The following is a 24,048-nucleotide window of genomic DNA, read 5'->3' as shown; positions in this document are numbered from 1 at the left end:
TGTTCAGCCGAAAATCGAGCATTGATTTTTTCGCGGCCGATTTTTTTCGTTCGATGACGTGAGCAACCCGGCATGAATCATACCGTTGCAAGGTCTCTATGGGCTACCTCTCAAACTTGCTGACATACCGCAGATACTCTTCCATCTCCTCCAAATCATACCGATTTCGGATGAAAGCATCCGGATGAATCACGATCGTGAGCCTCTCACTGAATTTGCAGTCTTCCACAGCCTGCATAAACGTACTGACGATATCGTGGATGAGCTCAAACCGGTTCACATTCAAACGGTTTCTTCCGCTGCCGATTACCGGGATGATGATCTGTTCTTTTCTCCCTCGCTTGCCGATATACTCCCACAGGGCATGCAAGGCTGTCCGATATTGCTCGCGGCTAGGTACGGCCCTGCCATACTCATTGAGTTCAGCCGTTGCAGCCACATACGCGCCCTTCACTTTCGCCGATTCAAGCTCGAGCCGGGCAACCGTTCCTAACGGATATTTTCTTGCTTGCTCCCCTTGAAAGGAAATCGTTTCATATGGTTCATCCTTGAGCGCGTTTTCCAGCGCCGAGTCAAAAGCCGCCGCATGGTTGAAAAATTTGCTCTGAAGCTGAGCGAGTATGGCTCCCTCATCCAGATGATCGTGTTTGAACAGGCAATTGGACGGAACGATGACGGCCCCGCCGCCAACTTGAAAGAGATCGTCAACCGTAATTTGCAGAGTAATGTCCTTGTCAGGCAGTTTGACCGTTCGGGTAAGCCTGGGGCGGCTCATCCAGAGAGCGATTGCGATCCCCAGCGTTAGGACTGCCCAAACAGGCGGTTTCCACGGCGCACCTCCTCTTTCGAAAAAATATCCGGCAAATTCGGTAAAGGTCCACACGACAGAAAACGTCGCGATCCAGTGGATCAGAAAACGTTTGATCACAAACGAATACTTCCACGCATGCGTCGAAAAAAAGGCCCTGATTCGTTTTCTCAAAGGTACGGTCCCCTTTACATCTCCCAGCCTACAGCTGCTGGATATTTACCGCCAGTTCCTTGTCGGGAGCAAACGACTGAATTTTAATCCGGACCGGCCCTTCCGGATAACGCTGCAGCTGAAACGCCTGGAAACGTTCCTGTAAAAAACTGAACTTCCGCCGAAAAAGGGTTGCCACCTGCGGATTGGCAGTGGTGAAAAAAATCTGGGTTCCGTTCGTGATTGTCATCTGCCGCAAAAAGTCCAGCAATCCGAGTACATTCAGCTCATCCATGTTCGCCACCGGTTCATCCAGCATGATGATTTTCGGCGCGGTATCCATGACCAGATGCATCACGAAAAACACGGCGAGAATCACGGTCGTCCGCTGCCCCGTGCTCATCTGGTTGATCGTGCAACTCAAGCTGTGTCCCTTTCGCTTGGCAACGATCTGGTTGCTTTCATTCCATTGGAGCGATTCAAACTCATTGGGTGCATGCAACGCTACGAATAGTTGACTGATGGCCTCGAAGTTGCTTCGGACAAATTCATCCCCGTAGTCTGCCAGCGGTTTCAGCCCCGAGAGCACGTCCAGCGCTCGCTCACAGCGATGCAGCCGTTCCTTTTCGCTCTTGATTTGCCCTTTCAGCTCCAATGCTCTGCCCTCTTGTTGCTCCAGCAGCAAGCGCGGCCTTAGAATATCCGCCAAACTCGAACACTCCGCAACCAACTGTTCCAGATAGGAGCGCCAGTCAGGCCACGAGTGCTCCGGGCTGAGGTGAACGTTGAGCTCGCGCAATCGCTCAAACGCCTTTTCGGCCGACACAAGATGCTGCCTGGCTCGAGAAAGCTCCTTCTCCTGCTCCTCCAGCTCTTCCATCCGTCTCGACAGCTCGATGCGCTGGTTCTCTGCTTGACGGATCAGCTCCTCGGCTTTTGCTAATTCTTCGCGAGCCTTCTTGCTTTCCTGGTGGTGCCACTCCGCTCTCTTCTCCAGTCCCAGTACCAGCTGTGGCCCTGTTGCCTCAGGCCCAAGCTCTTCTCGAACGGATGAGATCAACGGGGTTTCCAGGAGTGCATCCAGCTCGGCAATCATTTTTAATCCAATCCCTCGCCGGTCCAACTCTTGCGCTTCTTGCTCAAGCCGTTGGCGCTCGGCTCTCTTCCGTTCCAGTTGCTCTGTGCATGCTTTCAGCGCACGCTGCAAGGAAGCGAAATCAAAGGCTTCCGGGATTTCCTCCAGGGCCAATCGGTCTTTATAATCCCGCAGGTAAGCGTGCAGGTCTTGCCATCGAGTCCATAAACGGTAGCGTTCTTTGGCGTGTTCATAGACTTGCTGATGATCCTGCATGCGTACTCGGCTTTCCTCTTCCTCTTCCAGCAGTTTGGTAAGCCATTCGTCGTCCGCATGGATTCCTCTTTCAATGGCGTGCAGCAATGTTTCCGATGCCGCATGATCATGCCCGCACATGGGGCACCGAGACTCTTCCGGATTCGCTTCCAGGTAGCGCCGGCCATCCGCTTTGATTTCGGAAGCGAGCCTTTGCAGCAAGGAAGCGTGCTCCCGTTGCGCTTTTGTTCGCGCCATCGCTTCCTGATATTGCTGCTTCGCATGCTCCCACCTGGCCTCTGCTTCGTCCATCTGATTTCGGGCGTCATTTTCATCCGCAAGCGCGAGCTGTACACCCGTCAGATCTCCGTAAAGGCGAAGAACGGTCTCCACTTCCATCAACTCGTCCTGAAGATCCGTCAATCTCTTTTGGACCCATTTTCTGCGATCCCGGGAGGTGCTTTGATCAAACAGCTCCCCTTTGCTTTGAAGCTCCCGGGCCAGCTGAAGATACTGGTCGCGCAGCTTTTCGTGATCGGCCATGAGAAGCGACAGCGCATTTTGCTGCTCCGATAATTTCCCCGCAGACGAAAGCGTCTTTAGCTGTTCGGTCACTTCGTTCTTTTGGTTCTGACAGCTGTCCTGCGCCTCCCGGTTAGCGACCAACGCCGACCGTACCCTGCTGCCATTCTGAATATCACCCAATTCCGGATGGATCAAAGGACGACTCACGATCTCCAGCTCCGTCAGACGCGGCTCCAAATGCTGCAGCCATGCTTCCACCTCGGACAGACCTGTGTCCTCCTCCAAAATGGGGTAGGCATAGTGGCAGTTCTTCATCCATTTCGCAATCGCGGATCGTTTCGCCGCTGCTCTGGCTCTCATCAGCTCGGTTTCTCGTGTCTGTTCGCTTTGCTGCTCGCCAAGCTGTGCTTCCAAGTTTGCCAGCGTGCGCGAAATCCGGTTGAATCTTTTTTGCATTTCCTCTTTATACTGGGTCCAGCGCCTCTCGACACGCTCCAATTGCTCGCCGTAAATCACACGGGCAAAAGCGGTCCGGTAGTCGATCGGATTGTCATGGTTAAAGCAAAATTGATGGACGGCTTCAGAAGAAAAGTAATTATACTGATGGAACATGCGATTGATCTGACTGCGTGCTTTTGGGGCTACTTTCTGCCGGTAGTACGCGATTTCGCGCTCTTTCTTTTCCTGTTCGGATGGCATCCCGGAGAATACCCGGTCGTCTCCCCAGAAAGTCATCTGCCCGTCCCATGTTTCTCTCATTTCCGAATCGGCGAGCAAATTCCGCTGGATCGCCCCGGTAAATGCCAGTTCGATGCACTCTAGCACAGAGGTTTTACCCATTCCGTTCGGACCTGACAGCAAATTGACCTGGGCAAACTCCAAAGAGGGAGCACGCGACAAAAAATGCGAGCGGTACTCCTCCCCAAAATGCAGCATTCGAATGGGGCCACTCGGCTTTTGCGGGAGATCTGCCGTCGTTTCCGTATGGAGCTCCGGGGGAATCGGCTCCAGCGAATCGTTCAGGTACTGTTCAACCAGAGCCTCGCGATAATCCTGCAGACAAAATCCCAGACCGGCAGGAACCAAAGCCTGTTCCCAATCCTTGAGGGGGTCGGCGGCGATTTGTCCATCCATGCGAGTCGGCAGTTTAGCGGTCGGCAGCCGCTTGGCAAGATCGGACCAAGCCACGATCAGCTTCTTGCCGTATCGTTTCCCCCGCTCCACTCGCACCATTCGCTCGAGCGGTACTCGCTGCAAGTCCTCCTCTTCCAATATCAAGCACAAATACAGGTTCCAGCTCCAATCCCCTTTCAATTGAAAGTAAAACGGAGCCAACACTTGCTCCTCAAATTTCTCATATTCCTGATGATTGGCCGTAATGCCTAAAAAGTCGTCCAGCTCCATCGGGATCAAAATGTACTTGCCAAGCGTCACACCCTGCCATCTATGCGTCGCTTCATAAACCTCGCCCCGTAGATGGTGTTTCCGGACAAAGTTTAGACCGCAGTCACGGATGAGCTTAATCAAACGGTTGTTCAATGGAAACACCTCCATGAGAAATATCCGGCCGGTTTTCGACCCGGTCAGGCTTGGTGAATTCGTCGCTTACATGAGGGTAATGGGCGATTTCTCCCGTGACGTCTTTTGTGGAAAAGATGCAAATGGAATCTTCCAGCCATACATGGCCGTACGGGATCTCGCGCAAAATCCGCTCTGCCGTCTCTTTCATTTCACTTTCTCTCTCCACATAACTAACAAGGGCCCCGCTTTTTTCATTCCCCGATTTGGGAAGCAGGTTGAAGGGAGCTCTCTTGGCCAACGCAAATGTATACGCTCCTTGCAGTTTTCGGAGCTGATTGGGCAGCGTAGTCGGATTTTTCAAAATTTTGATCAGATTTGCCACCCTGTCTGCCTGACGTGCCCTCCCCGGCTCACAGGCATCGTCGATGTGATAGCTGAGCCGGGAGCTTTGCTCAGACGAGGACAGGATGAGCTCCCCTTTTTCCAAATGACCCAGGCAAAGACCAAAAAAGATGTCTCGCTCTTCGACGCTTGCATGGATGGGAAAGGCAAATTCATCTGTAGCCTCTCGCATCAGTCTGTCAGGCAAAGCGGTTTGAAAATGCAGGGTCGAGGCTTCCCACCCACCGTTTCTCTCCTGGGGCAAATACAGCTTGACTGCTTGTACCGTACCCGACGTTTTCACAATGGATGGTCCACCGCCGTACGGCTTGCGGACAACAAGCAATTGAAGATGTTCATTCTTATGCGCAAACCACACTTTATATTTCCGGTATCTCTCGAATGCAAAGCCAAGTCCATGCTTTACGTTCTCGTTTCGAATGCCGCGCAGCTTTTCAGCCCACTGATCGTCCCCGTAGTTGAAAAAGCGGCGATAAATTCCCGACCACGGATTTTGAACCACGTGTTTTTCTCCTGGCTGCGTTTCCGGGAAAATGGTGCTCCCTGCTGCCCAGTTGGCCGTAATGTAGACAGTGGAGTCCCCCCATTCCTGGCTGAACAGATTGTTCCGCAAGCTGGCCATCTCTCCGTTTCGCGGGGCGGGATTCATCTGCGGGTGCAAGATGATCAGTTTCCGTTCGCTGCCTTCCGGATAAAAAATGCCGGAGTCTTTGATGTCCGGATGATAAGCATCCGCGCAAATGACAGATACCAGCTGATTCGGCTTCCGATTGCCAAAGAGAATGACGTTTTCTCCCCGCGAGAGTCCGTCCCCCTCGCAAACGAATAGGTCTTCTCGCATCGGTTGAAGCTTCAGTTGCGGTACGATGCAGAGCTTGTCTGCCTGTTTGGATGGAAAGAGATAGAGCATAAACCCGGCGAAGTTTTTGATATAGGCTCCATCTAACACCTTTTTGCCGACATATGCATGATCCGACCATTCATTTATTTTATTCTGGAATGTCTCCCAGGGAACCCCTTCGCAGCACAGGCACCATAGCTTGTTCGGGTGCGGCTGCAAATCGGGAGTGCGAATGATTTCGTCAATGAGCTGGATTGGGACCGCGTACTCGGGTGTGACGAAGATATCGGCTCTATGGACTCGGGCCAGCTTGAGAGCCTCCCTGCATTTCGCTGCGTGCAGGGAGCTTGCATGTCGAACCCCCAGCTCAGGATTCGCGAATACATCCCCTTTGCACTGCATGCGCAGTAGACGAAACGTAGGATCCTTGATCTCCAAAAAGTCAAAAGAAGGCACTACGCTTTCGTCCCCGAAGCATTGTTCAATCGGGATGACCGATATCGCCATCGAAGTTCCCTCCTTTCACCAGGTACCCAAAATTATTTCATTATTCTCACAATATCACGAAAGGACAGCAAATGAAATATGACTTGTACCCGATCTCGGCTCGTCCCTTCAACTCGTCGCATTCCATTCATTTTTCCATGTATTCCTATTTTTTCTGTTGCGGCGAGCTTTATTCACAGTATCGTAAATCTATTTGCAAAACAAAAAAAACTGTGCCCCTAACATCTCCTGCCTTTAGTACGGGTGGATCGCGTCGCTGCGTTCCTTCGGCCTGCTCAGGATGACGTTCAATCGTTCCGAGAACAACAACATGGCGGCAGCCGAAACGACGATATAGAGCGGGAAGATGCCGATGGTCGAGAACCCGGCCAGCAGCCCGAGAAGCGGCGGCATCAACGTGCTTCCGGTATAGGCGACGGCCATCTGATATCCCATGATTCGCTGTGCCAGCGCACCGCCGAATCGGGCAGGCGTCTCATGCAGCATGCAAGGGTAAATCGGCGCGAGTCCAAGTCCCGTGATGAGCAACCCGGCCAGCGAGAAACCGGTCGGAAGCGGCACTAGCAGGAGCAGTGCACCAGCAAGCGCCAGGATCTGACCCCCTCGAATCAACAGCAAATTGCTCAGCCTGAAAGTGACGAATCCGGTGATCAGCCTTCCTATTGTAATGCCTGCATAATAAATCGAAACCCAAAACGCGGCATCATCTGCCGGCAGCCCTCTCGCATTCACCAAATAACTGCTGCCCCACAAGCCCACTGTCGCCTCGACGCCACAATAGAATAGAAACGATGCCAGCGCAAACGCGACACCTTTGGCTTTGCTCGCGCCCCCGTTGCCGAGTGGCGGCTCCGCCTGTGATGGCACCTCTCCCGAAGCCGAGTCAGCGCCTTGCTTCTTCGCTGTACGCCCCCACAACGGAAGCGTGGCCGCAAGCAGGATCACCAACGTGAACTGGATGCCGGCCACTGCCAGATACCCGTCTCTCCAAGACGCATTCCCGGTCAAAAACGTAGCCATAATCATCGGACCGGCCGTCGCACCGACGCCCCAGAAACAATGCAGCCAACTCATGTGATGGGCCTTGTAATGCGCCGCCACGTAATGATTGAGTCCGGCATCGACAGCCCCTCCACCGAGCCCCAGCGGAATGGCGCAGACGATCAGCCAAGCGATCGATGGCGCATAGGCAAATCCCAGCAGCGCTCCGGCAGTCATGAAGCAGCTTGCCAGCGTGATGCGCCCCGTACCGAACCGGCGCACGACTGCCCCGCTTGCCAGGCTAGATACAATCGTGCCAACGGTCACTGTCATCGCCAACACGCCTGCCATCCCGATCGGTGCTCCCAGATCCGGCCGCATGACGGGCCATGCTGCACCGAGCAAGGAATCGGGCAGCCCAAGGCTGATAAAGGCCAAATAAATGATCAAAAGCAAAATCGTCCCCATACACATCCGCTCCCGTTCTAGAAATTCAATCGTCGTTTGCGGCAATCAACAGATCCAGCCCGAGCCTTTTCAATCCGTGCAAATAGTCTTCTTTCCAATCGCTCACCGCAACGGTCGGCAAATGCTCCTTCGATATATAGGAAGCGCTTCTTGTAACGATGGCGTCCAAAAGCTCCTCGGTTACTTCGTCACGGCAAAAGATCACGGCATTCGGGTTCAGGATCGCAGCGAACGTGGAGACGAGCCGGCTTACGGCATCCACCCCGATGTCGTCCTGCATGGCGGGAACTCCCTCTGGGTTCGTTATCGCTTGTTGAAAGTTTCGACGGTCGTACAGGGGGATGAAAGAAACTTCACCCGAAAATGATGTGCTTCCACGAACGACCTTGCCGTTGACGAGTATCCCTGCCCCTGGACCGTTTTGGCCGAAATACAGATAGACAAGGGAATGGTTCTCGCAAAGCTCCAACTTGTCGGAGTAGCCCAAGACGGCCGCGTTCATATCGTTCTCCACGATGGCAGGCAGCGCGAATCGCGCTTCCACAAAGCCCTTCAGGTCAAAATTCTGAAACCTCTCGTATCCTGGAATATGGATGATCCGCCCGTCGTTGACCGCTCCCGGCACGCCGAATGCCAGCGAACGGATCTTTGGGTGCCGTTTGATCAAAGCCTCGATTTGCCTTGCCAGCATCTCGATGCCGTCCTGAAGCAGCCCGGAACACAATCCCTTCTCCTTCACTTCTCCCACAGCATTGTAGACCGTGTAATGCGTTTCCGTTTTCTCAAGAAACAGGGTCGCGACCAGCCGATAGTCCGGATGATAGGCGTACCGCTGAGCCCTTCTGCCGCCGCTCGAGTCATCGAGTCCGGCGGAAAAAACTTCGCCAGCCTTCTCCATCCGGGCAATGCACTTGCTGATCGTCGGAAAGCTGATGCCCAGCTTTTCACTGAGTTCGACTTTCGTTGCGCTGCCGGACGATAGCAGCGTGGCGCGAATGCCCTTCACGATTGCGCTCTTCATGTCTTTTGGCGTAACCATCTTTTCGCTCACAAAAACATCACCTCGGTTCCAAGCACTTATTAAACGCATTTAATAAGTGTATTTATCATAGCAAGGCGCCCGCGTGAAAGGAAGCCCATCAGGAAAATAATCCCACAGCCCCAGAACATGCCTATCCCATCCTTCATCGGATTCGGCCGTGGGATTCGGTCGTTACGGGAGGCTCTTTCGGCCATGGGATTCGGACGAGATGCTCTCATCGCCAGCATTTTTACCTTCAATAAAAAGTTGTCATTTATCTTGACAGTCTGACTATTAGGCGTTATAGGCGTTAAATTTACTAAGAATTTGGAGCAAGGACCTCTTTTTTTCACCTATAATACCGAGTAAATTTATAGTCATTATGAAAATAGTATATCTTTCGAAAAGTGATTTTCCTCGCGCTTTTACGTGCTTAGCTATACTTCATGAAGGAGTGTGGAAGGTAGTGGAAACAGGCAAGAAACAGTTGAAAATCGGCGTCTTTTTGGCCGGGACAGGACATCATGTGGCATCCACATCCTGGCGACATCCAAAGGCCCAAGCAGACGGCAGCATCAATCTCTCCTACTTCAAAGAGCTGGCAAGGACTGCCGAGCGCGGAAAGCTCGACATACTGTTCCTTGCCGACAGCTTATCCATCAACCAGGATTCCCATCCGAATGTCCTGGCTCGCTTCGAACCGTTCACGCTGTTGTCCTCGCTGGCCGAAGTCACATCCAGAATCGGCCTGGCCGCGACAGCTTCCACGACGTACAGCGAGCCGTTCCATATCGCACGTCAATTCGCATCTCTCGACCATATCAGCAACGGGAGGACCGGCTGGAATGTCGTCACCTCTTCGATCGAATCGACCGCCGGGAATTTCAGTGGTGAAAAACATATGGAGCACAGCCTCCGCTACCAGCGTGCGGAAGAGTTCGTCGAGATCGTCAAAGGCTTGTGGGATTCCTGGGAAGACGATGCGCTGATCCGGGACAAGGAATCGGGAGCGTTTTTTGATCCGGGCAAGCTTCATACCTTGAATCACAGCGGCGAATTTTTTCCGTCCGCGGACCGTTGAACATCGCTCGACCCCCGCAAGGGCATCCGGTCATCATCCAGGCGGGTTCCTCCGAGCCGGGCCAGCATTTGGCCGCGAGAACGGCCGAGGTCATCTTCACCGCCCAAAACAATCTGGCCGATGCGCAATCGTTTTATCAAAGCGTGAAAAGCAAGGTGGTATCGTATGGACGATCTCCCGGTGGTTGCAGGAGGAAGCGACAATGATTAGATGGCTTGCAGAAATTTGTCTGGAGCCTGATTCCACTCTTCTCGCAGACAAGCAACAATGACGACACTTCAGCGGCGATTGATCTCTCTTCGTGAAATTTGTCGCTCCGTTTTGCTCGATCTGGAGGAGGCCAAAACAATCTCTGCCGACTCCTGCGAACGGCTGCGTTCTTTCATTCAAGCAATTCCTTTGTACACAGACATCGAACTGGAGTCAGACAAGCTCGCGGAACGATACAGAGGCGCTACCCAAACCGACGATATTTTGTACCAAATTGCGATCTCTGTCGTCCATACGTTGCAAACCGTCCAGGCCGAACGCATCCGCAAATGCGAGCATGAAGACTGTGTCCTGTACTTTGCCGACACGTCAAAAGCGGGAAAACGCAGATGGTGCAGCATGGAGTTATGCGGCAATCGCCAAAAAGCGGCAACCTTTTACAAGCGAAAAAACCTGAACCCCGAATAAGGGAGACAGGTTTTTCGCTGTTTTGGAACGAAACGTATTGCGAAAAAAGATGGTCTGGCATACACTTATACCTAGATATTCGATGTATCATAATTCTAGGCAAAGGAGGCTCTTATGAAAATCAACAAGGAATTGATGAAAGGAAGCACCGTCATTCTCATTCTGACCCTGCTTGATCGCAAGCCGATGTACGGGTACGAGATGAGCAAAGAGATGGAGAAGCACTCGGATGGGGTTCTCTCGCTAAAAGAAGGCACGCTGTACCCGATTCTGCATACGCTTGAAGCGGACGGGATGGTGGACTCGTACTGGAGTGACGGGGAAGGTGAACGAAAGAGGAAGTATTACAAAATCACCGAAGCCGGTAAGGAACACTTGAATGAAAAGAAACAAGAATGGGTGTCTTTTCGCACGGCTGTCGATCAAGTGTTGGGAGGGGGACAGGCATGAATGGCAAAGAGAAGCTGAATGAATACATACTGCGGGTTTGTGGGCAGATCTCCAATAAAGACGTGCACGAATCGATTACGCTTGAATTGGAGAGCCATTTTGCTGACAAAATAGAGGACTTCCAATCCATGGGGTACAGCGAGGAGGACGCGATCCAAAAAGCGATAGCGGTGATGGGAGACCCTGTCACGATCGGGAAACAGCTGCATCAGGCCCATAAGCCGCGCATGGAGTGGAGCGTCATGGTCATGGTGTCGATTCTCATTGGTATGGGACTGCTGACCATGTACTCGCTGAGCTTGTCCGAGCAGTCTGGGAGATTTGCCAAACAGCTGATCAGTATGTCATGCGGCGTTGTCGCTTTCGCCTCCATGCTCTTTTTCAATTACACGAAAATCAAACGGTACAGCACCTTGCTTTATTCGTTTACATTTCTGCTCATGATCTTTACCATCGTGTCGGGGACAACGATAAATGGTACTCCTTTTCTAGAAATTGGTTCCCTGCAGCTGGACTGGATTCGCATCAGTCCTTACCTGCTGGCTATCGCCATGGCAGGAATTTTCTCCGACTGGAACTGGGAGCGTCGTTCTACGTTTTTCAAAGCGCTTGGCTTTTTCCCACTCCCGTTCGCCTTGTATGCTAACGCCCATGACATGTTTGCCTTCATTCTGTTTACGATTGCCTTTCTCGTGCTGGTAATGAGCCTGATGAAAAAACGCGGACATATCCTCGGGTTTCTCGGTATGTTCACAGTATTTATTTCCGGCTTTTTCTATTTGCTCGCCCCACACCAGAAAATGCGTTTGTCGATTTTTTTAAACCCATATGCCGATCCGGACGGGGCCGGTTATCTGACGCTGCAATTGATGAAAACGGTGCATTCCGCCGGTCTTTGGGGCAACGGCCTTGGGGCGCGACTGGACAGGGTGCCCGATGTCCAGTATGATTTTGTCTTTGCCTATGTGGTACACAGCTTTGGATTGGTGACAGGTGCAGCGGTTATGGTGATTGGGCTCTTGCTGTTATTGCGCCTCATTCGAGCGATGAAATTGGTGAAAGACCGCTATGGTTCCTTGCTGATGGCGTGCTTGATGTCCCTCTTTTTCACCCCGTATTTCTGGAGCATCCTGATGACCGTGGGATTTGTTCCGATCTCCTCCGTTGATTTGCCGTTTTTCAGCAACGGGTCCGTACAGCTGATCCTGCAAATGGCCTTGATCGGCTTGTTGCTCAGTATTTATCGCCGAAAAGACATACTGCCGCTATCCCAAAATCGCGGTTGAAAAAAAGGGAGAAAAGCCCGGGGGCTCTTCTCCCTTTTCATCTGTAACTGTTGTTAGACTTACGCTGGTGCCACTTCGAGCATGCGCTCCAGAGAAGCACGAGCTGCATCCGCAATGTCCTTTGGCACAAAAATCTCTGGCTTCATGTTCTCCAGTGCCTCAACGCATTTTTTCAGGGTGTTGACCGGAACCAGGCTGCCGCGCCCGGGCCGTCCCCGGCCAAGAGCTGTAGAAGAAGTTCTGCCCGCCGATCAACGTCAACGCGCCGGCTGCAGATCCTAAGAACCAGGCTACCGTACCCTGCTGCGCCCCGGCCGTGAGCTGCAAGAGAAGGCCGTGCCTGTCGATCGCTGCCAGCGTGCCGGTTGCAGATCCGGAAAGAATAAACAGGGATGAGCAAAATGATGAACGATAAAAGCAAGCACAACGGTACGCTGACCAAGGAGCTCGCGCGTCTTGTGCTAATTTCCCGCCCCGAGAAAGACGAAGCCGCAATGGAAGCCGCACGCTCCGGCGTAATCGACTTTTTGGCGTCCGGCTTCGCCGCTAGCGACGATGAAGGCATCCGGAAGTTGTGGAGAATCATCGATGCGGAAGGCAGCCGCGCGGATGTCCCGGTGATTGGGCAAAAGAGAAAAGCGGGCTTTTTAGCTGCATCCCTGTTGAATGGCTTTATCGGTCACGCCCTGGATTTGGACGATGTCCATTCGGATGTCCGCGGTCACCCCAGAACCGTCATTTTGCCTGCGCTGATTTCCGTGGCCGCGACGTCTCCCTTGAGCGGAGAACGTTTCCTGGCCGCCTACACGGTGGGCGTTGAGACGATGGCTCGCCTGGGAAGGGCGATCGGAACCAGCCACTACATCCGGGGATGGCACAATACGGCGACGCTCGGCGCGATTGCCGCAGCAGTCGCAGCTGGTTATGCCAAGCGCTTTACTGCCGAACAGTTGGAGACGGCGATCGGCTTTGCGGCGACACAGGCAAGTGGGTTCAAGGTCTATCCATTTTGCTCCGCTGCCCACCATGCAGCCGATGCCGCGTTACGGCTCGCAACAAACCACGCCTTCTCCACGAGCGACATCGAAGGCGTCCGAATCGTATTTCCTCCCAACGGCGATGCCGCCCTGGTGGAAACCAATCCCCGAACCGGCGAGCAGGGCCGCTTCAGCGTCGAATACGTAGCGGCGCTCGCCCTGAACGGATACGCCTTGTCCCTGCAGAACTTTACAAGGGCACCGATCGATGACACGATCCGCCGCTTCATGCCGCGCGTACGAAGAGCGTATGATGAACGAATCGAAGCAGCTCCCCACGCAGTGCCAAAAGGCCGGTTTACCATTGTCGAGGTAACGACTGTTGACGGGCACATCTACCGGGAACGAGTCGATTGTCCACGCGGCGCGCCCGGCAATGCGTTGTCTCCTGAAGAGCTGCGGCAAAAGCTGGCCGACGCCTTGGCCGGTGCCCAGAAGAAGGCAGACAAGGTGGTCAAAGCAGTCAATGAGCTGCAGGACGAAAAAGATCTACAAGCTCTGCTTGCCCTGCTGTAAGCAAGATGCAGTCATTAGCAGAAAAAAACTTCCCTTTTGCCGGGGAAGTTTTTTTCATGCGGAAAACTATCGTTCCTTTTTTCATTCGCTCGCCCGCAGCTCGACTTCCTCTTTTCGCCCAGGCGCTTTCGCTCGCCCGGCGCTCTTGCCGCGAAACATCGTGATGATGGCGACGGCAGCAATGATCATGGCGGCAGCGACCCATGACTGCGCACTCAGCTGCTCATCCGCCAGCAGCCATCCTAAAAAGACCGCGACAATCGGATTTACGAAGGCATATGTGGACACAAGCGAAGGCTCTGCGTTTTTCAACAGCCAAATGTACGCGGTATAGGCCAGAATCGATCCAAATACGACTAAATAGGCGAATGCGATCCAGGAGCGAAGCGAGATTTGCGTCACGTGCAGCTTCGTCCAATCATCGAGGAACAACGATGCGATGCTGAGCAGGATCCCTCCGCCGATCATTTGCAATGCGGTCGACATCAAAGGCGAGGCGGGGAGCTTTGCCGTACGCGAATACAACGACCCGAACGACCAGCTGACCGATGCAAATAAAAGGGCAAGGATTCCGATGGTATCGACGCCTTTCTCTTCTCCACCACCAGGATGGGCGACCAGCACAGCCACTCCCGAGAGACCAACCAGAATACCTGCCAGCACCCCGAGCGTAGGCTTTTGCCTGCTCCCGCCTACCCAGTTGAACACGAGGATCCATAGCGGCACGGTGGCGATCAGCAAGGAGGCAATCGCAGAGGGAAGCCTTAGCTCCGCCCAAGCGACGACACCGTTTCCTCCCAGCAAAAGCAGCGCACCGACAATCCCGGCTCCCCGCCACTCCTGCGCGCTGGGCATTTCCGCTCCCTTCCAGCGCCCAATCAGAAGCAGAACGACACCGGCCAGAAAAAATCGCACCCCGGCCATGATAAAGGGAGGCATGGACTCGATGGCGATCTTCATCCCGAGATAAGTGCCGCCCCAAAACAGGTACACCATCAGCAAAGCGGTCGTCACAGCAATCAGCTTTGAATCTTTTCTTTCTGTCATCGCCCGATTCCACCCTCGTCTCCTATTTCCTTCCGACCATCCTCGTACACTGTAGACAGAATGAATGTCGTAGAGGTTTCCAAGACTTCTTCATGCTTGACCATCTCATCGATCAGGCGGGTGAGATCCTCCGGGGCGTTCACGCGCACCTTGAGCATCATGCACCATTCGCCGGCGAGCCTTTGGCACTCGACGATCTTCACGTTCGGCACCTGCAAATCCACGATCTTGCCTGCAATTTCCTTGAAGTTTTGGCATCTCGCTTTTACGAAGATCAAGACTTTGATTTTCTGCTCCAGCCGCCTCCAGTCGATGATGCCGCGATATCCCTTGATCACTCCGTTTCGTTCGAGCTTTCCTACCCGCTGATGGACAGCCGGGCGCGAAATGTGCAAGAGCTTGCTGATTTCCTCGTGCGAAAGCCTTCCGTTCTCCTCCAGCAGCTCCACAATTTTGAGATCTACTTCATCCATCTCCGATCCCTCCTGTGGAAATAGTAGCATAATTCCAACAGAAAGGAACCATTCGTAATCATGACATTTAAAATTCGAACGAATCGTAAAAAACCGGCAATATTTCAAAATAAAACGTAAAAGCTCGGATAAAAAACGCCTTTTCCCTTTACGGTTCGTTCGCGGTCTCTGCACACATGCGTACCATTTGCTTCGGACACAACACTCTACATACTCGCAATAAAAACAAGGCGCCAACAATGACACCCTGTTCAAGTGCGTTATAGCGTGTTCGACCAGCTTTCCTGCAAATTTGCCTGCCCTGTTATCAGGCTGGAATTACGCCTCTTCGAATAGCCGCTCGCCCCGGTGCAGCCGAGTGGCAATGCTGGCCAAATGCGGCATCTCGCGGGGGGTTGGGGCGTGGGCAGCTAAATAGCGGGTTGCCGCCAGAAGCATCGTTTCACCAGCGCGGGCGGCGAAGGCGTCGTTGCGCGTTGTCCAGAGCTCATATTCGGCGACGGCAGCTTCGTACATTTGAAACGAATGGAATTCCGCGTCTTCGCGTAAAAGCGCATGACCCAACGTATTAAGCAAAGCGTTCGGGTCACCGCCAGCGTGCAGGTAGCCGGCTGTCCAGCGAGCCGCTTCGTTCACCTGCTGGCGTTGATCCAAAATGTCAAGCAGCCGCTCCGGGCGGGTAGTGTCGACGGCGGGGACGGCTGAGCCATCCGGACGTTTTGCCGCGGGGATATTCAAAAAACGATCCAAATAAATGCTGATTATCCCATGGTAGATCGCCCGGATGAGCAGAGGATGGGTCGAGCGACGCAAGCGCTCATGCACCGCATGGGTATAAGTAAAGGTATGCAAAACGGAGATCCAATCCCCAAAATCATTTTGGGTATGAAAACGGACGATTCGTTCCGCTGCAGCTAAAGCCACCAGCTGGGCCAGCCCGGCCGGATGTGCGCCGGATTTCAAGAGCTCCGTCACAAGGGTTACCGTTTCAAGTGGTTCGTCACTTAACAGCTGTTCCATCAATTTCTTCTCGTCCTCTGCGGAAATATCCGTATAGGGCGCGGCCAATGGAAGGCTATCCAGCTGGGCGAAAGCTTCCTTAAGCGGGGCGACTAGATTCACTGGCGACTGCCATTGATGAAGTTCCTCGCTCCGGGTCGGATTGGCGAGGAGCCTTACCAGTGAGGTCAACGTCTGCTCGGTGTGCTGTTCGCCGATAAGGCCAATCGCTTCAAACGCTTTATTATGGAAATCGAATGTATGGCCGCCGTCCAAATAAAAGTGATCCGTCACCGCCATCAACATCATCTCCGAAAGCTGCTCCAGAGAAGCCCCCTGGCGGATCGCCGTCAGCAACACTCTTTCAGCCCCTTGTGTGTCGCGGACCTCGATGCAGTTTCGGTACCATTCCTTCAACCGCTCGAACGGAACGTCGTCCCCCGGCAGCGGCTTGAGCAGATGCCGTGCCGCAGCACCGGAGCTGTTGCGGGCCACATGAAGCAGCCCTTGATAAAGCGCGAGGATCGTTCCTGCTTTATCTAGCTTCGGCAGCACATTGGCCATCGCGGTAAGGATGGTGAGTCCGGAATTCCAGCCTCTTCCATAGACGGTTCCGAATTTGATGCCGACCTCCATAATTTCCGCTGCTGGAACACCTGCTTCCACCAATCCGACGACAGATTTGGCAATCACGAGACCCAGATTTTGCTCCAGGCCTTCTCGCAACCGAAGTTTGTATTTCTCAATGCTGTTCGTCTGTTTTGGATGCGGATTCACCCAAACCTCGCCATTTTCAATTTTCACTTCATAGGATGGCACGTCGTCCGCCCACGGATCCAACGTTCCGCCGCTGCAGACGTCAAAGCGCGCATGATGCCAATGACAGGTGAGAATTCCGTCGCACAGGCTGCCCATATGCAGGGGAAATCCCAAGTGCGGGCAGCGATTGTCTACCGCATATACCTGTTCCTCATGATAAAACACAGCGATCCCGCCGTGGATGACCTTGTGGCCCTTCTCTTGGATCGACGTCAGTGTACCCGCGTTGATCCATGGCTGGCTTTGGGTTCGTTGCATGCTGATCCCTCCATAAAATTCTGTATTTTCAAGCAAATTTATCATCACTTCCCAACTTTGTCAACATTTTAATTTCTAATGTATTGTAATGTCGCTGCCAATCTATCTGATGTAAAAGTACTAGGGCGCATTTGCTGTGGAGTGCTGTTAAAGACTTTTGCGAAATGCAGCCCCGTGAGTTCTCCCATGATTGCGGTACACGCAGGCGTTCGGTCAGAACAAAAGAATAGACCGGGGTTCCTGATCGATAAAAGGAATCCCGGTCATTTTAGCTTCCCAAAATTTAATTAAGGATTTGCAAGATCTTGTCCGTTCGTTGATAAACGAAACGTACGCCCCGCAGAAACCACCCGTCCGATAACCGGACGAGCGTTTTTTACATGCTATTTTCTTTCTCCTTTATCACTTGCTCAATCCCCAACAGAATCAACTTCAAGCCGAACTCAAACGCCCCGTCAGTCCCCATCGTCTCGAACAGCCTGCTCTTGTACATCCTCCGGAACAATCCCGCTTCCGTCTCGCTCATGGAATCCAGTAGGCGGACCATCTCCCCGTCCGTATGCTCTCCCTGTTCCTTAAGGTTGAGCTGATCCTGATAATCGTCCAGAACGAATCCCAAGACATAGTTCGTAAGCGTAAGAACCGCTTGTAATTTCTGCTCTTCTTCAAGTGGAGTCGATTCCAAACAGAGTAGCATCCGGTTGGTGAAGCGAACCATGTCCGGTTCGAGGGGCAGCGTCAGCATCATGAGCTGCGTGGAGCAAGGGTACCTGCAGACCACCTTACGTATCGTTACCGCAAGCCCTCCGAGCTGCTCCTTCCAGTCCCCCTCGGAGTGGAACTCCTCCAGAATCATTCTCGATACCTGGTTGGCCAGACGCTGATAAAGTTTCTGCTTGCTCTTGAAGTACCAGTAAAGTGAGGGAGCCTGAATCCCCAGCCGGTCGGCCAATCGTCTCATGCTGAACTTCTCGATGCCCTCTTCCCCGAGAAGCTCCCACGAGGCTTCCAAAATCTTCTCCTCCGAGATTTGCGGCTGCTGCTTTTTCATCGGTATCCTTCCTTCTATCTAACAGTGTAAGTTTCGCTTTACAGATTCATAGGTTCATGATAGCATCTAACACTGTAAGGTTCAACCTTACAGTGTTAGACTGTCATAATGGAGGGATTCCCCATGAAGCAAACCAACAAGCTTTTGGTCTTTATCGCCCTCATGATCGGCATGGTCTTTTCCGGGCTGGATGAGACTGTGATTTCGACGGCCATGCCTACCATTATCCGCGATCTGCACAACATGACGCTCTACGGCTGGGTAGCCGGCATCTACATGCTGACGATGACCGCCTGCATGCCCATCATTGGCAAGCTTTCCGACATCTTCGGACGCAAACGGCTTTATTTGATCAGTATCGCTCTCTTTATTCTCGGCTCACTTGTGAGCGGCTCCGCACCAACGATGGAGCTCCTGCTTCTAGGCCGCGGCATCCAAGGGGTCGGTGCAGGCGGTCTGATGCCATTGGCCATGGTCATTTTCGGAGAAACCTTTACGTTGGAGCAGCGAATCAAGCTGCAGGGGCTATTCGGCATCATGATGATTCTGCCCCAGCTGGTCGGACCGATGATTGGCGGCTATGTGGCGGATCATATGAGCTGGCATTGGGTGTTCCTGATCAATCTTCCCGTCAGCTCGCTGGCTGCCCTTCTGATGATCTTGGGACTGCATGAAAGAAATCACCGCGAATCGCGTTCCGTGGATTACCTCGGAGCGCTGACTTTGGTGGGAGCCATCCTGTCCCTGCTGCTGGCTCCCGTGCTGATCGAGAACAAGGGCCTGGGCTGGACTTCTCCGCCGGTGCTGGCGCTGCTCGGCGCTTCCGCGTTCCTGCTCGTTCTATTCATACTCATCGAACGCCGGGCAGTGGAACCTATCATTCCCTTGCGTCTCTTGCGGAACCGCAACATCGTCGTCATTGCCCTCCTAATGTTCACGATTATGTGCGGCCTGATGGGGGCTATGTCCTCTTTCCCGTATTACGCCCAGATCGCCATGGGTTTTTCAGCCACGGTATCCGGTTACTTCACGCTGATGCTAATGGCTGGTGCCCTCCCGTTCAGACTGGCGTGCAGCTTCCTGATATCCCGCATTCCCTATCGCACTCTGTTCATCGGCTCGTTCCTGTTCCCTGTTGCGGGACTACTGATGGCCCTCAGCATCCATCCGGGCCAAAGCTTCCTCTATCCCGCCCTCTGCTTTTTCATCATGGGCATCGGTACAGGAACCTTGATGGCCGGGGATACCCTGCTCATTCAGGAATCCGCGGAGGAAGCGGATCGAGGCGTCGCGCAATCCACCGTGCAGCTGTTTCAAACCATGGGCGCGAGCATTGGCATGAGCGCCTTCGGAAGTCTGCTCGCTGAGAGGTTGAACAGCGGCTTGGCTGCCCTGCAGGATATTTTTCCGGGCGGCAACGCAAATTTCCATCTGAACGATCTCAATCTGTCGGACCTGGCGCCTGATCTTAGGGAAAAGGTGACGGACGTCCTGACGACCGCCTTCCATCAACAGTTCGGACTGGCTCTTGTCTTTGCCATCACTGCCGTCGTCATCTGCTTCTTCTTCGGCAAGGGCATGCTTGTTTCGAAAGCTCCAGCCGATCGAACTGAAGGCTCGGCTGAAAGGTAGATGGAAGAATCGTCGAAAAAGAAGCAGGACATTGTCCTCTTGCGTCGCGGGGAAGCGTTCCCTGCGGCGCTCCTCATTCCTGTCAAGGACTACGTAAACAACAAACACCCCAGAGTGCTGCCTCTTATGCCACGTTCTTTCATTCGTTTATGGTACTGTCGAGACGTGTACGGGAAGCCCTGATTTGCTTGTGTAAACAAACGCGGGATCGCGGAATACTTCCTTCCCCTCGAACAAAGTCAACAAAACCTTTGATTCATTAATTGCCGTTACGGGAATCTCGAAAAGATTTTTATCGAAAACGACCAAGTCCGCTTTTTTGCCTACCTCTATGGAGCCTCTTTCATCCTCTGCGAAAATCAAATGAGCGCCGTTGATTGTATAGCTGGCAATCATATCTTCGAGAGAAGCTTTTTCCTGAGGCCATACTGCTTTATGTAGATCGGCTTCAGTGGTCTTGTCCCGATCCAGTCTGGTTATCCCTACTTCAATGCCTGTAAAGGGCCGGAAGTCGCTTAGAAATTGGGATGTTGAAGGGAAGTCACTTGATGAAGCAACGGGTATACGGGCTTCAAAATAGCTATTCATCCGATTAAGATTCTTCAGCTCTTCTCCTTTTACATCCGTGTACCAGTCATTGCCGAACCAAGCAGGCTGAGGAACAGGTATCACTCCCAAGTCCTTAAATCTGGCAACATCATTTTCCCGAACCCAGTCGATATGGGTAATCACATGCCGGGAATCTCTTTTTCCATTTACCTTTGCCGCATATGCAAAGGCGTCTAAAACATTGCTGCTGGGGTAAAATCCCTGAATTCCAATCGCATGGACATAAACGCGGAAACCCTCTTTATCCAAAGCAGCCACGGTCTTCTCCAGGACGTCTTGATCCCACACCAGCTGATTGTCGCCGACACCGTCAGCAAATATTTTTATCGAATCGACCTTGTACAGCTTTCCTTGATATTTGTCACGCAATTCTTTGAATCTCCCAATCTGCGCTGTCCCTTTCGTCTCATCCGCCCATAAGCCCAAATCGTATCGTAAGGTCAATTTCCCTTCCTTGTCCATATCTGCAAATGCTTTCAGCAGATTTTCGGTTGGGTAGTGAATGGGCACGAATACCGAGGTAACTCCATTTTTCGCGGCAAATTCCTGCCATGCTAACAGCGTCTCTTTATATTCCTCTACGGTAAAGTCAGGCTGGGGAAGAGCGTTTATCACAAGATTATGGGCGGAAAATTCCTGCAATATCCCTGTCGGCTCTCCTGTTTTCGGATCGCGTTCAATCATACCTCCTTGGGGATCAGGGGTGTTCTTGTCTATCCCTGCATTCTCAAGAGCCTTTGAGTTGACCCATAAATCGTGATGGCTGCTCGAGATAAAGACAGCAGGAATATCGGGGACGACTCGGTCGAGCCATTCTTTTGGAGTGAGCCCGCTGGCTTCGATTAGATCTCGTTTCCAGCCTACGCCACGCAACTGCTTACGATCGGGATGCTCCTTTACGTAATCCTTGATGGCCTGTTGGTATTCCGCCAAAGTGGAATAGTTGGTAATATCGAGCCAAAAGAGGCTTTCCGCCATGAGGTATGCATGGGCATGGCTGTCGATAAATCCGGGCATAAGCATTTTCCCCTGCAGATCAATCACTCGGGTGTCGGTCCCTTTGAAAGCCGCAGCTCCCTTGTCATCACCGACGTAGAGAATCTTGCCATCCTTAACCGCAACCGCTTCAGCCCTGCTTCTGTCTTTATCAACCGTGTAAACGCTTCCATTTATGAAGATCAATTCCGCCGTTTGATTCGATTTTTGATTCGCCAGTGCATTCCCTGTCCATACCGAACTCAAAAGCAAAACTACTACAAAAAATAAAGGGAACGTTTTCATTGTAGTCATTCTCCTTCAATAGGAATTTACGAACGGTTGCAAAACCTATCTCGTTACAGGCATCTTCGAAGCGGAGCGTTGCAGGAATTTTACCGTGATGTCCTCGCCTGTTTGCGGAACTATCGAACGGCTGCTTACCATGCAGGACTCGTCACCGCAGTAAAGAAGTCCTTTGGTTGTTGTCCCGCACGTTTGGATCTCCACTTGATAGAGACCGGGTTTCGGCATCACGTATTTGGGATCGATTCGGAACGACTGACTCGAAGATTCTACGAAGGCCCCACGAATTTCATAATGCTTCCCCAAGTAATGCGGGATCAGATGAACATCACCGACTCTGATCAGATTGCGTATGAGTGTGGAACTAATTTTTTGATTGCATTGTGTCATTTTCGCCATAACGGTTACTTCAAATGAATGATCTTTGCTGAATTGCCGCAAGTATTCAACATCCCCCTGAGCCTTATGGCCAAAGGTGAAGTCAAAGCCAACAACCACATGTTTGGCGTGAAGACCAATCATGTATTTCCTGATAAATGTATCGGCAGGAATGGAAGCAAAGGAGCTGTTGAATGTTATGACAAAAATTTTGTCGGCGCCAAACGCAGAGATTCTCTGCAGTTTTGAATCAAGCGGAGTAATATATCTCCGATCGGTCTCCTGTTTAATGATCTCATGGGGATGCGGGTCAAAGGTCATCACCGTAAACTTGAGCCCCTCTTTTTTTGCAATGGCTTTCGCCTGTTGAAGTAATGATTGGTGCCCTAGGTGAACACCGTCAAAGAAACCTACTGCCATGACATGCTGCTCATCCATGGGTAACGACACATCCGGTGAGTGTGTGATGTATTCCATTTCCATGCTGCAACACGCTCCCCTTCAGCTGCCTAATTTGAATACGGTATTGTGTATACATTGCCGATCGTTTTGCTCGAAATACCCTATTTCATGTCTGTTTCCATCAATGATTCTGGCTTGCAGAATTCTCCAGGTGCTTCTGCTCATTTGCGCTGCGCAAAAGCGAAACCGAGAGAAAAGAGGCTACGCTGAGAAGGCACGTAAAGACAGCAAGTGGAACCCAGGAATTATGGTAAGTACTTAGCAAAAAGGTTGCGACAATCGGTGCTGTTCCTCCAAATAGAGCGGAACCAGTTTGATAGCCGAGAGTTATGCCTGTGTACCCCACATTCGTATGAAACATTTCAGAGAACATCGTGCCAATAATGCTTGCAATCGAGGACCAAAAAATTCCGAGGGCAATGATCGAAACGACATACAACCAAAAAACGGACTGTAACGAGAGCAGGTAAAAATACGGGAAAGAAAAGACAGCAAGAGCGGATGCCCCTAACAGAAAAACTCGCTTTCGACCAATTTTGTCAGACAGGATTCCCATTAACGGAATGCAGATTGTCGTAACGAGGGTAGCAACGGTGATGACATTTAGCGTTGTCGTTCTGGTAAAGCCGATATTGGTAGCATAGCCGATAAAAAATGTAGTGAATAAATAGAACGGTCCTACCTCTACACATTTGGCTCCTAATGAGATCAGAACGGCTTTCCAGTGATGGCGAAGCACAACAAACAGGGGGATTTTCACGACATTCCCTTTTTCTTTTTCCTCATGGAAAGCCTCGGTTTCCCCAAGCCCCATCCTGATCCACAGACCCACTACTACTAAAAGTGCGCTAAGCAAGAAAGGAATTCTCCAGCCCCACAATAAAAACTGCTGTTCGGGCAGCAAACTCATTAGCGAAATAGAGAATGTTCCAAGCAGCATACCGAGGGGGATTCCCATAGCCGGGAAACTTCCAAAAAAGCCACGCCTTTCTTTCGGCGCAGATTCAACCGCCAGCAGAACCGCCCCTCCCCACTCTCCACCCAGCGCAACACCTTGAACGAGACGCAGTGTTACCAGCAGAATCGGTGCCAAAACTCCAATGGTACCATACGTCGGCAAGATCCCAATACATACAGTTGAGATTCCCATTAAGACCAGAGAGATGACAAGCGTATTTTTCCTGCCGAATTTATCACCCATGTGGCTAAATATGAGACCGCCTAAAGGACGAACGAAAAAGGTAACGCCGAAAGAGGCATAGGCAAGCAACAAGCTCACAAGAGGGTTATCGCTTGGAAAAAACAACTTGTTAAATACGAGTGAAGCAACTGTTCCATAAAGAAAGAAATCGTAAAACTCGATCGTGCTTCCAATCAAGGTAGCGAACAGCACTTTTTTGGACTTTACAGCTGGTTGTCCTTGGTTTTTCATAA

17 protein-coding genes and 1 pseudogene are annotated in these 24,048 nt (G+C 52.1%); 6 read left to right on the top strand and 12 right to left on the bottom strand.

The annotated features are described in order from the left end of the window. Positions 1-103 precede the first annotated feature (103 nt). From RGB73_RS01890 to RGB73_RS01870, 5 genes are all read right to left on the bottom strand, one after another. A complete protein-coding gene (locus RGB73_RS01890) occupies positions 104-982 on the bottom strand; it encodes a macro domain-containing protein (RefSeq protein WP_310768535.1) in 879 nt (292 codons plus the stop codon). Positions 983-1,010: 28 nt separating this feature from the next. Then, positions 1,011-4,355: an AAA family ATPase gene (locus RGB73_RS01885; RefSeq protein WP_310768533.1), complete on the bottom strand. Its 3,345-nt coding sequence runs from the start codon at positions 4,353-4,355 to the stop codon at positions 1,011-1,013. Next, positions 4,336-6,087, bottom strand: coding sequence for a hypothetical protein (locus RGB73_RS01880; protein WP_310768530.1), 1,752 nt, complete (start codon positions 6,085-6,087; stop codon positions 4,336-4,338). Before RGB73_RS01880 ends, RGB73_RS01885 begins: the two co-directional genes overlap by 20 nt. A 234-nt stretch (positions 6,088-6,321) precedes the next feature. Then, the gene (locus RGB73_RS01875) at positions 6,322-7,536 is read right to left on the bottom strand and encodes an MFS transporter (RefSeq protein ID WP_310768527.1); all 1,215 of its coding nucleotides are present in this window, start codon (positions 7,534-7,536) and stop codon (positions 6,322-6,324) included. Positions 7,537-7,561: 25 nt separating this feature from the next. Beyond that, complete coding sequence (locus RGB73_RS01870; RefSeq protein WP_310768524.1) at positions 7,562-8,587, bottom strand: ROK family transcriptional regulator; 1,026 nt, start codon at positions 8,585-8,587, stop codon at positions 7,562-7,564. A gap of 436 nt (positions 8,588-9,023) precedes the next feature. Between RGB73_RS01870 and RGB73_RS01865 the strand changes: the two are divergent. From RGB73_RS01865 to RGB73_RS01840, 5 genes and pseudogenes are all read left to right on the top strand, one after another. Further along, positions 9,024-9,817 (top strand): annotated as a pseudogene (locus RGB73_RS01865) (NtaA/DmoA family FMN-dependent monooxygenase); the annotation flags it as partial. 88 nt (positions 9,818-9,905) lie between these two features. Beyond that, positions 9,906-10,316: a CGNR zinc finger domain-containing protein gene (locus RGB73_RS01860; protein WP_310768521.1), complete on the top strand. Its 411-nt coding sequence runs from the start codon at positions 9,906-9,908 to the stop codon at positions 10,314-10,316. Positions 10,317-10,430: 114 nt separating this feature from the next. Further along, complete coding sequence (locus RGB73_RS01855; RefSeq protein WP_310768518.1) at positions 10,431-10,766, top strand: PadR family transcriptional regulator; 336 nt, start codon at positions 10,431-10,433, stop codon at positions 10,764-10,766. Continuing rightward, positions 10,763-12,052 carry an FtsW/RodA/SpoVE family cell cycle protein gene (locus RGB73_RS01850; RefSeq protein ID WP_310768515.1) on the top strand — a complete coding sequence of 430 codons (1,290 nt, stop codon included), beginning with the start codon at positions 10,763-10,765 and terminating at the stop codon, positions 12,050-12,052. Before RGB73_RS01855 ends, RGB73_RS01850 begins: the two co-directional genes overlap by 4 nt. A 401-nt stretch (positions 12,053-12,453) precedes the next feature. Beyond that, positions 12,454-13,605 carry an MmgE/PrpD family protein gene (locus RGB73_RS01840; RefSeq protein ID WP_310768512.1) on the top strand — a complete coding sequence of 384 codons (1,152 nt, stop codon included), beginning with the start codon at positions 12,454-12,456 and terminating at the stop codon, positions 13,603-13,605. Between the two features lie 81 nt (positions 13,606-13,686). Here RGB73_RS01840 and yedA read toward each other — a convergent pair whose 3' ends face one another. The 4 genes from yedA to RGB73_RS01820 all read right to left on the bottom strand — a co-directional run bounded on the left by yedA (position 13,687) and on the right by RGB73_RS01820 (position 18,252). Continuing rightward, positions 13,687-14,652 (bottom strand): drug/metabolite exporter YedA, encoded by a 966-nt coding sequence (gene yedA, locus RGB73_RS01835; protein ID WP_310768509.1) that lies wholly within the window; start codon positions 14,650-14,652, stop codon positions 13,687-13,689. Next, complete coding sequence (locus RGB73_RS01830) at positions 14,649-15,125, bottom strand: Lrp/AsnC family transcriptional regulator (RefSeq protein WP_310768507.1); 477 nt, start codon at positions 15,123-15,125, stop codon at positions 14,649-14,651. The genes yedA and RGB73_RS01830 overlap by 4 nt, the downstream gene beginning before the upstream one ends. A 318-nt stretch (positions 15,126-15,443) precedes the next feature. Then, the gene (locus RGB73_RS01825; RefSeq protein WP_310768504.1) at positions 15,444-17,201 is read right to left on the bottom strand and encodes a Rieske (2Fe-2S) protein; all 1,758 of its coding nucleotides are present in this window, start codon (positions 17,199-17,201) and stop codon (positions 15,444-15,446) included. A 376-nt stretch (positions 17,202-17,577) separates the two neighbouring features. Then, the gene (locus RGB73_RS01820) at positions 17,578-18,252 is read right to left on the bottom strand and encodes a TetR/AcrR family transcriptional regulator C-terminal domain-containing protein (protein WP_310768502.1); all 675 of its coding nucleotides are present in this window, start codon (positions 18,250-18,252) and stop codon (positions 17,578-17,580) included. A gap of 123 nt (positions 18,253-18,375) precedes the next feature. Here RGB73_RS01820 and RGB73_RS01815 point away from each other — a divergent pair, with 123 nt between their 5' ends. Next, entirely contained in the window at positions 18,376-19,884 is a 1,509-nt protein-coding gene (locus RGB73_RS01815) for an MFS transporter (protein ID WP_310768499.1), read from the top strand. Positions 19,885-20,031: 147 nt separating this feature from the next. Here the strand turns inward: RGB73_RS01815 and RGB73_RS01810 are convergent, their stop codons facing one another. The 3 genes from RGB73_RS01810 to RGB73_RS01800 form a co-directional block, all read right to left on the bottom strand. Then, complete coding sequence (locus tag RGB73_RS01810; protein WP_310768497.1) at positions 20,032-21,774, bottom strand: amidohydrolase; 1,743 nt, start codon at positions 21,772-21,774, stop codon at positions 20,032-20,034. Positions 21,775-21,819: 45 nt separating this feature from the next. Beyond that, on the bottom strand, positions 21,820-22,635 hold the full coding sequence (locus tag RGB73_RS01805) for an adenylyltransferase/cytidyltransferase family protein (RefSeq protein WP_310768493.1): 816 nt from the start codon (positions 22,633-22,635) through the stop codon (positions 21,820-21,822). A 100-nt stretch (positions 22,636-22,735) separates the two neighbouring features. After that, positions 22,736-24,046, bottom strand: a complete 1,311-nt coding sequence (locus tag RGB73_RS01800; protein WP_310768490.1) for an MFS transporter — start codon at positions 24,044-24,046, stop codon at positions 22,736-22,738. Positions 24,047-24,048: the final 2 nt, after the last annotated feature.

The organism is Brevibacillus brevis (assembly GCF_031583145.1).
GTDB lineage: Bacteria > Bacillota > Bacilli > Brevibacillales > Brevibacillaceae > Brevibacillus > Brevibacillus brevis_E.
Note: the sequence above shows the minus strand (reverse complement) of the source record. Positions and strands in the feature narration are given on the sequence as shown.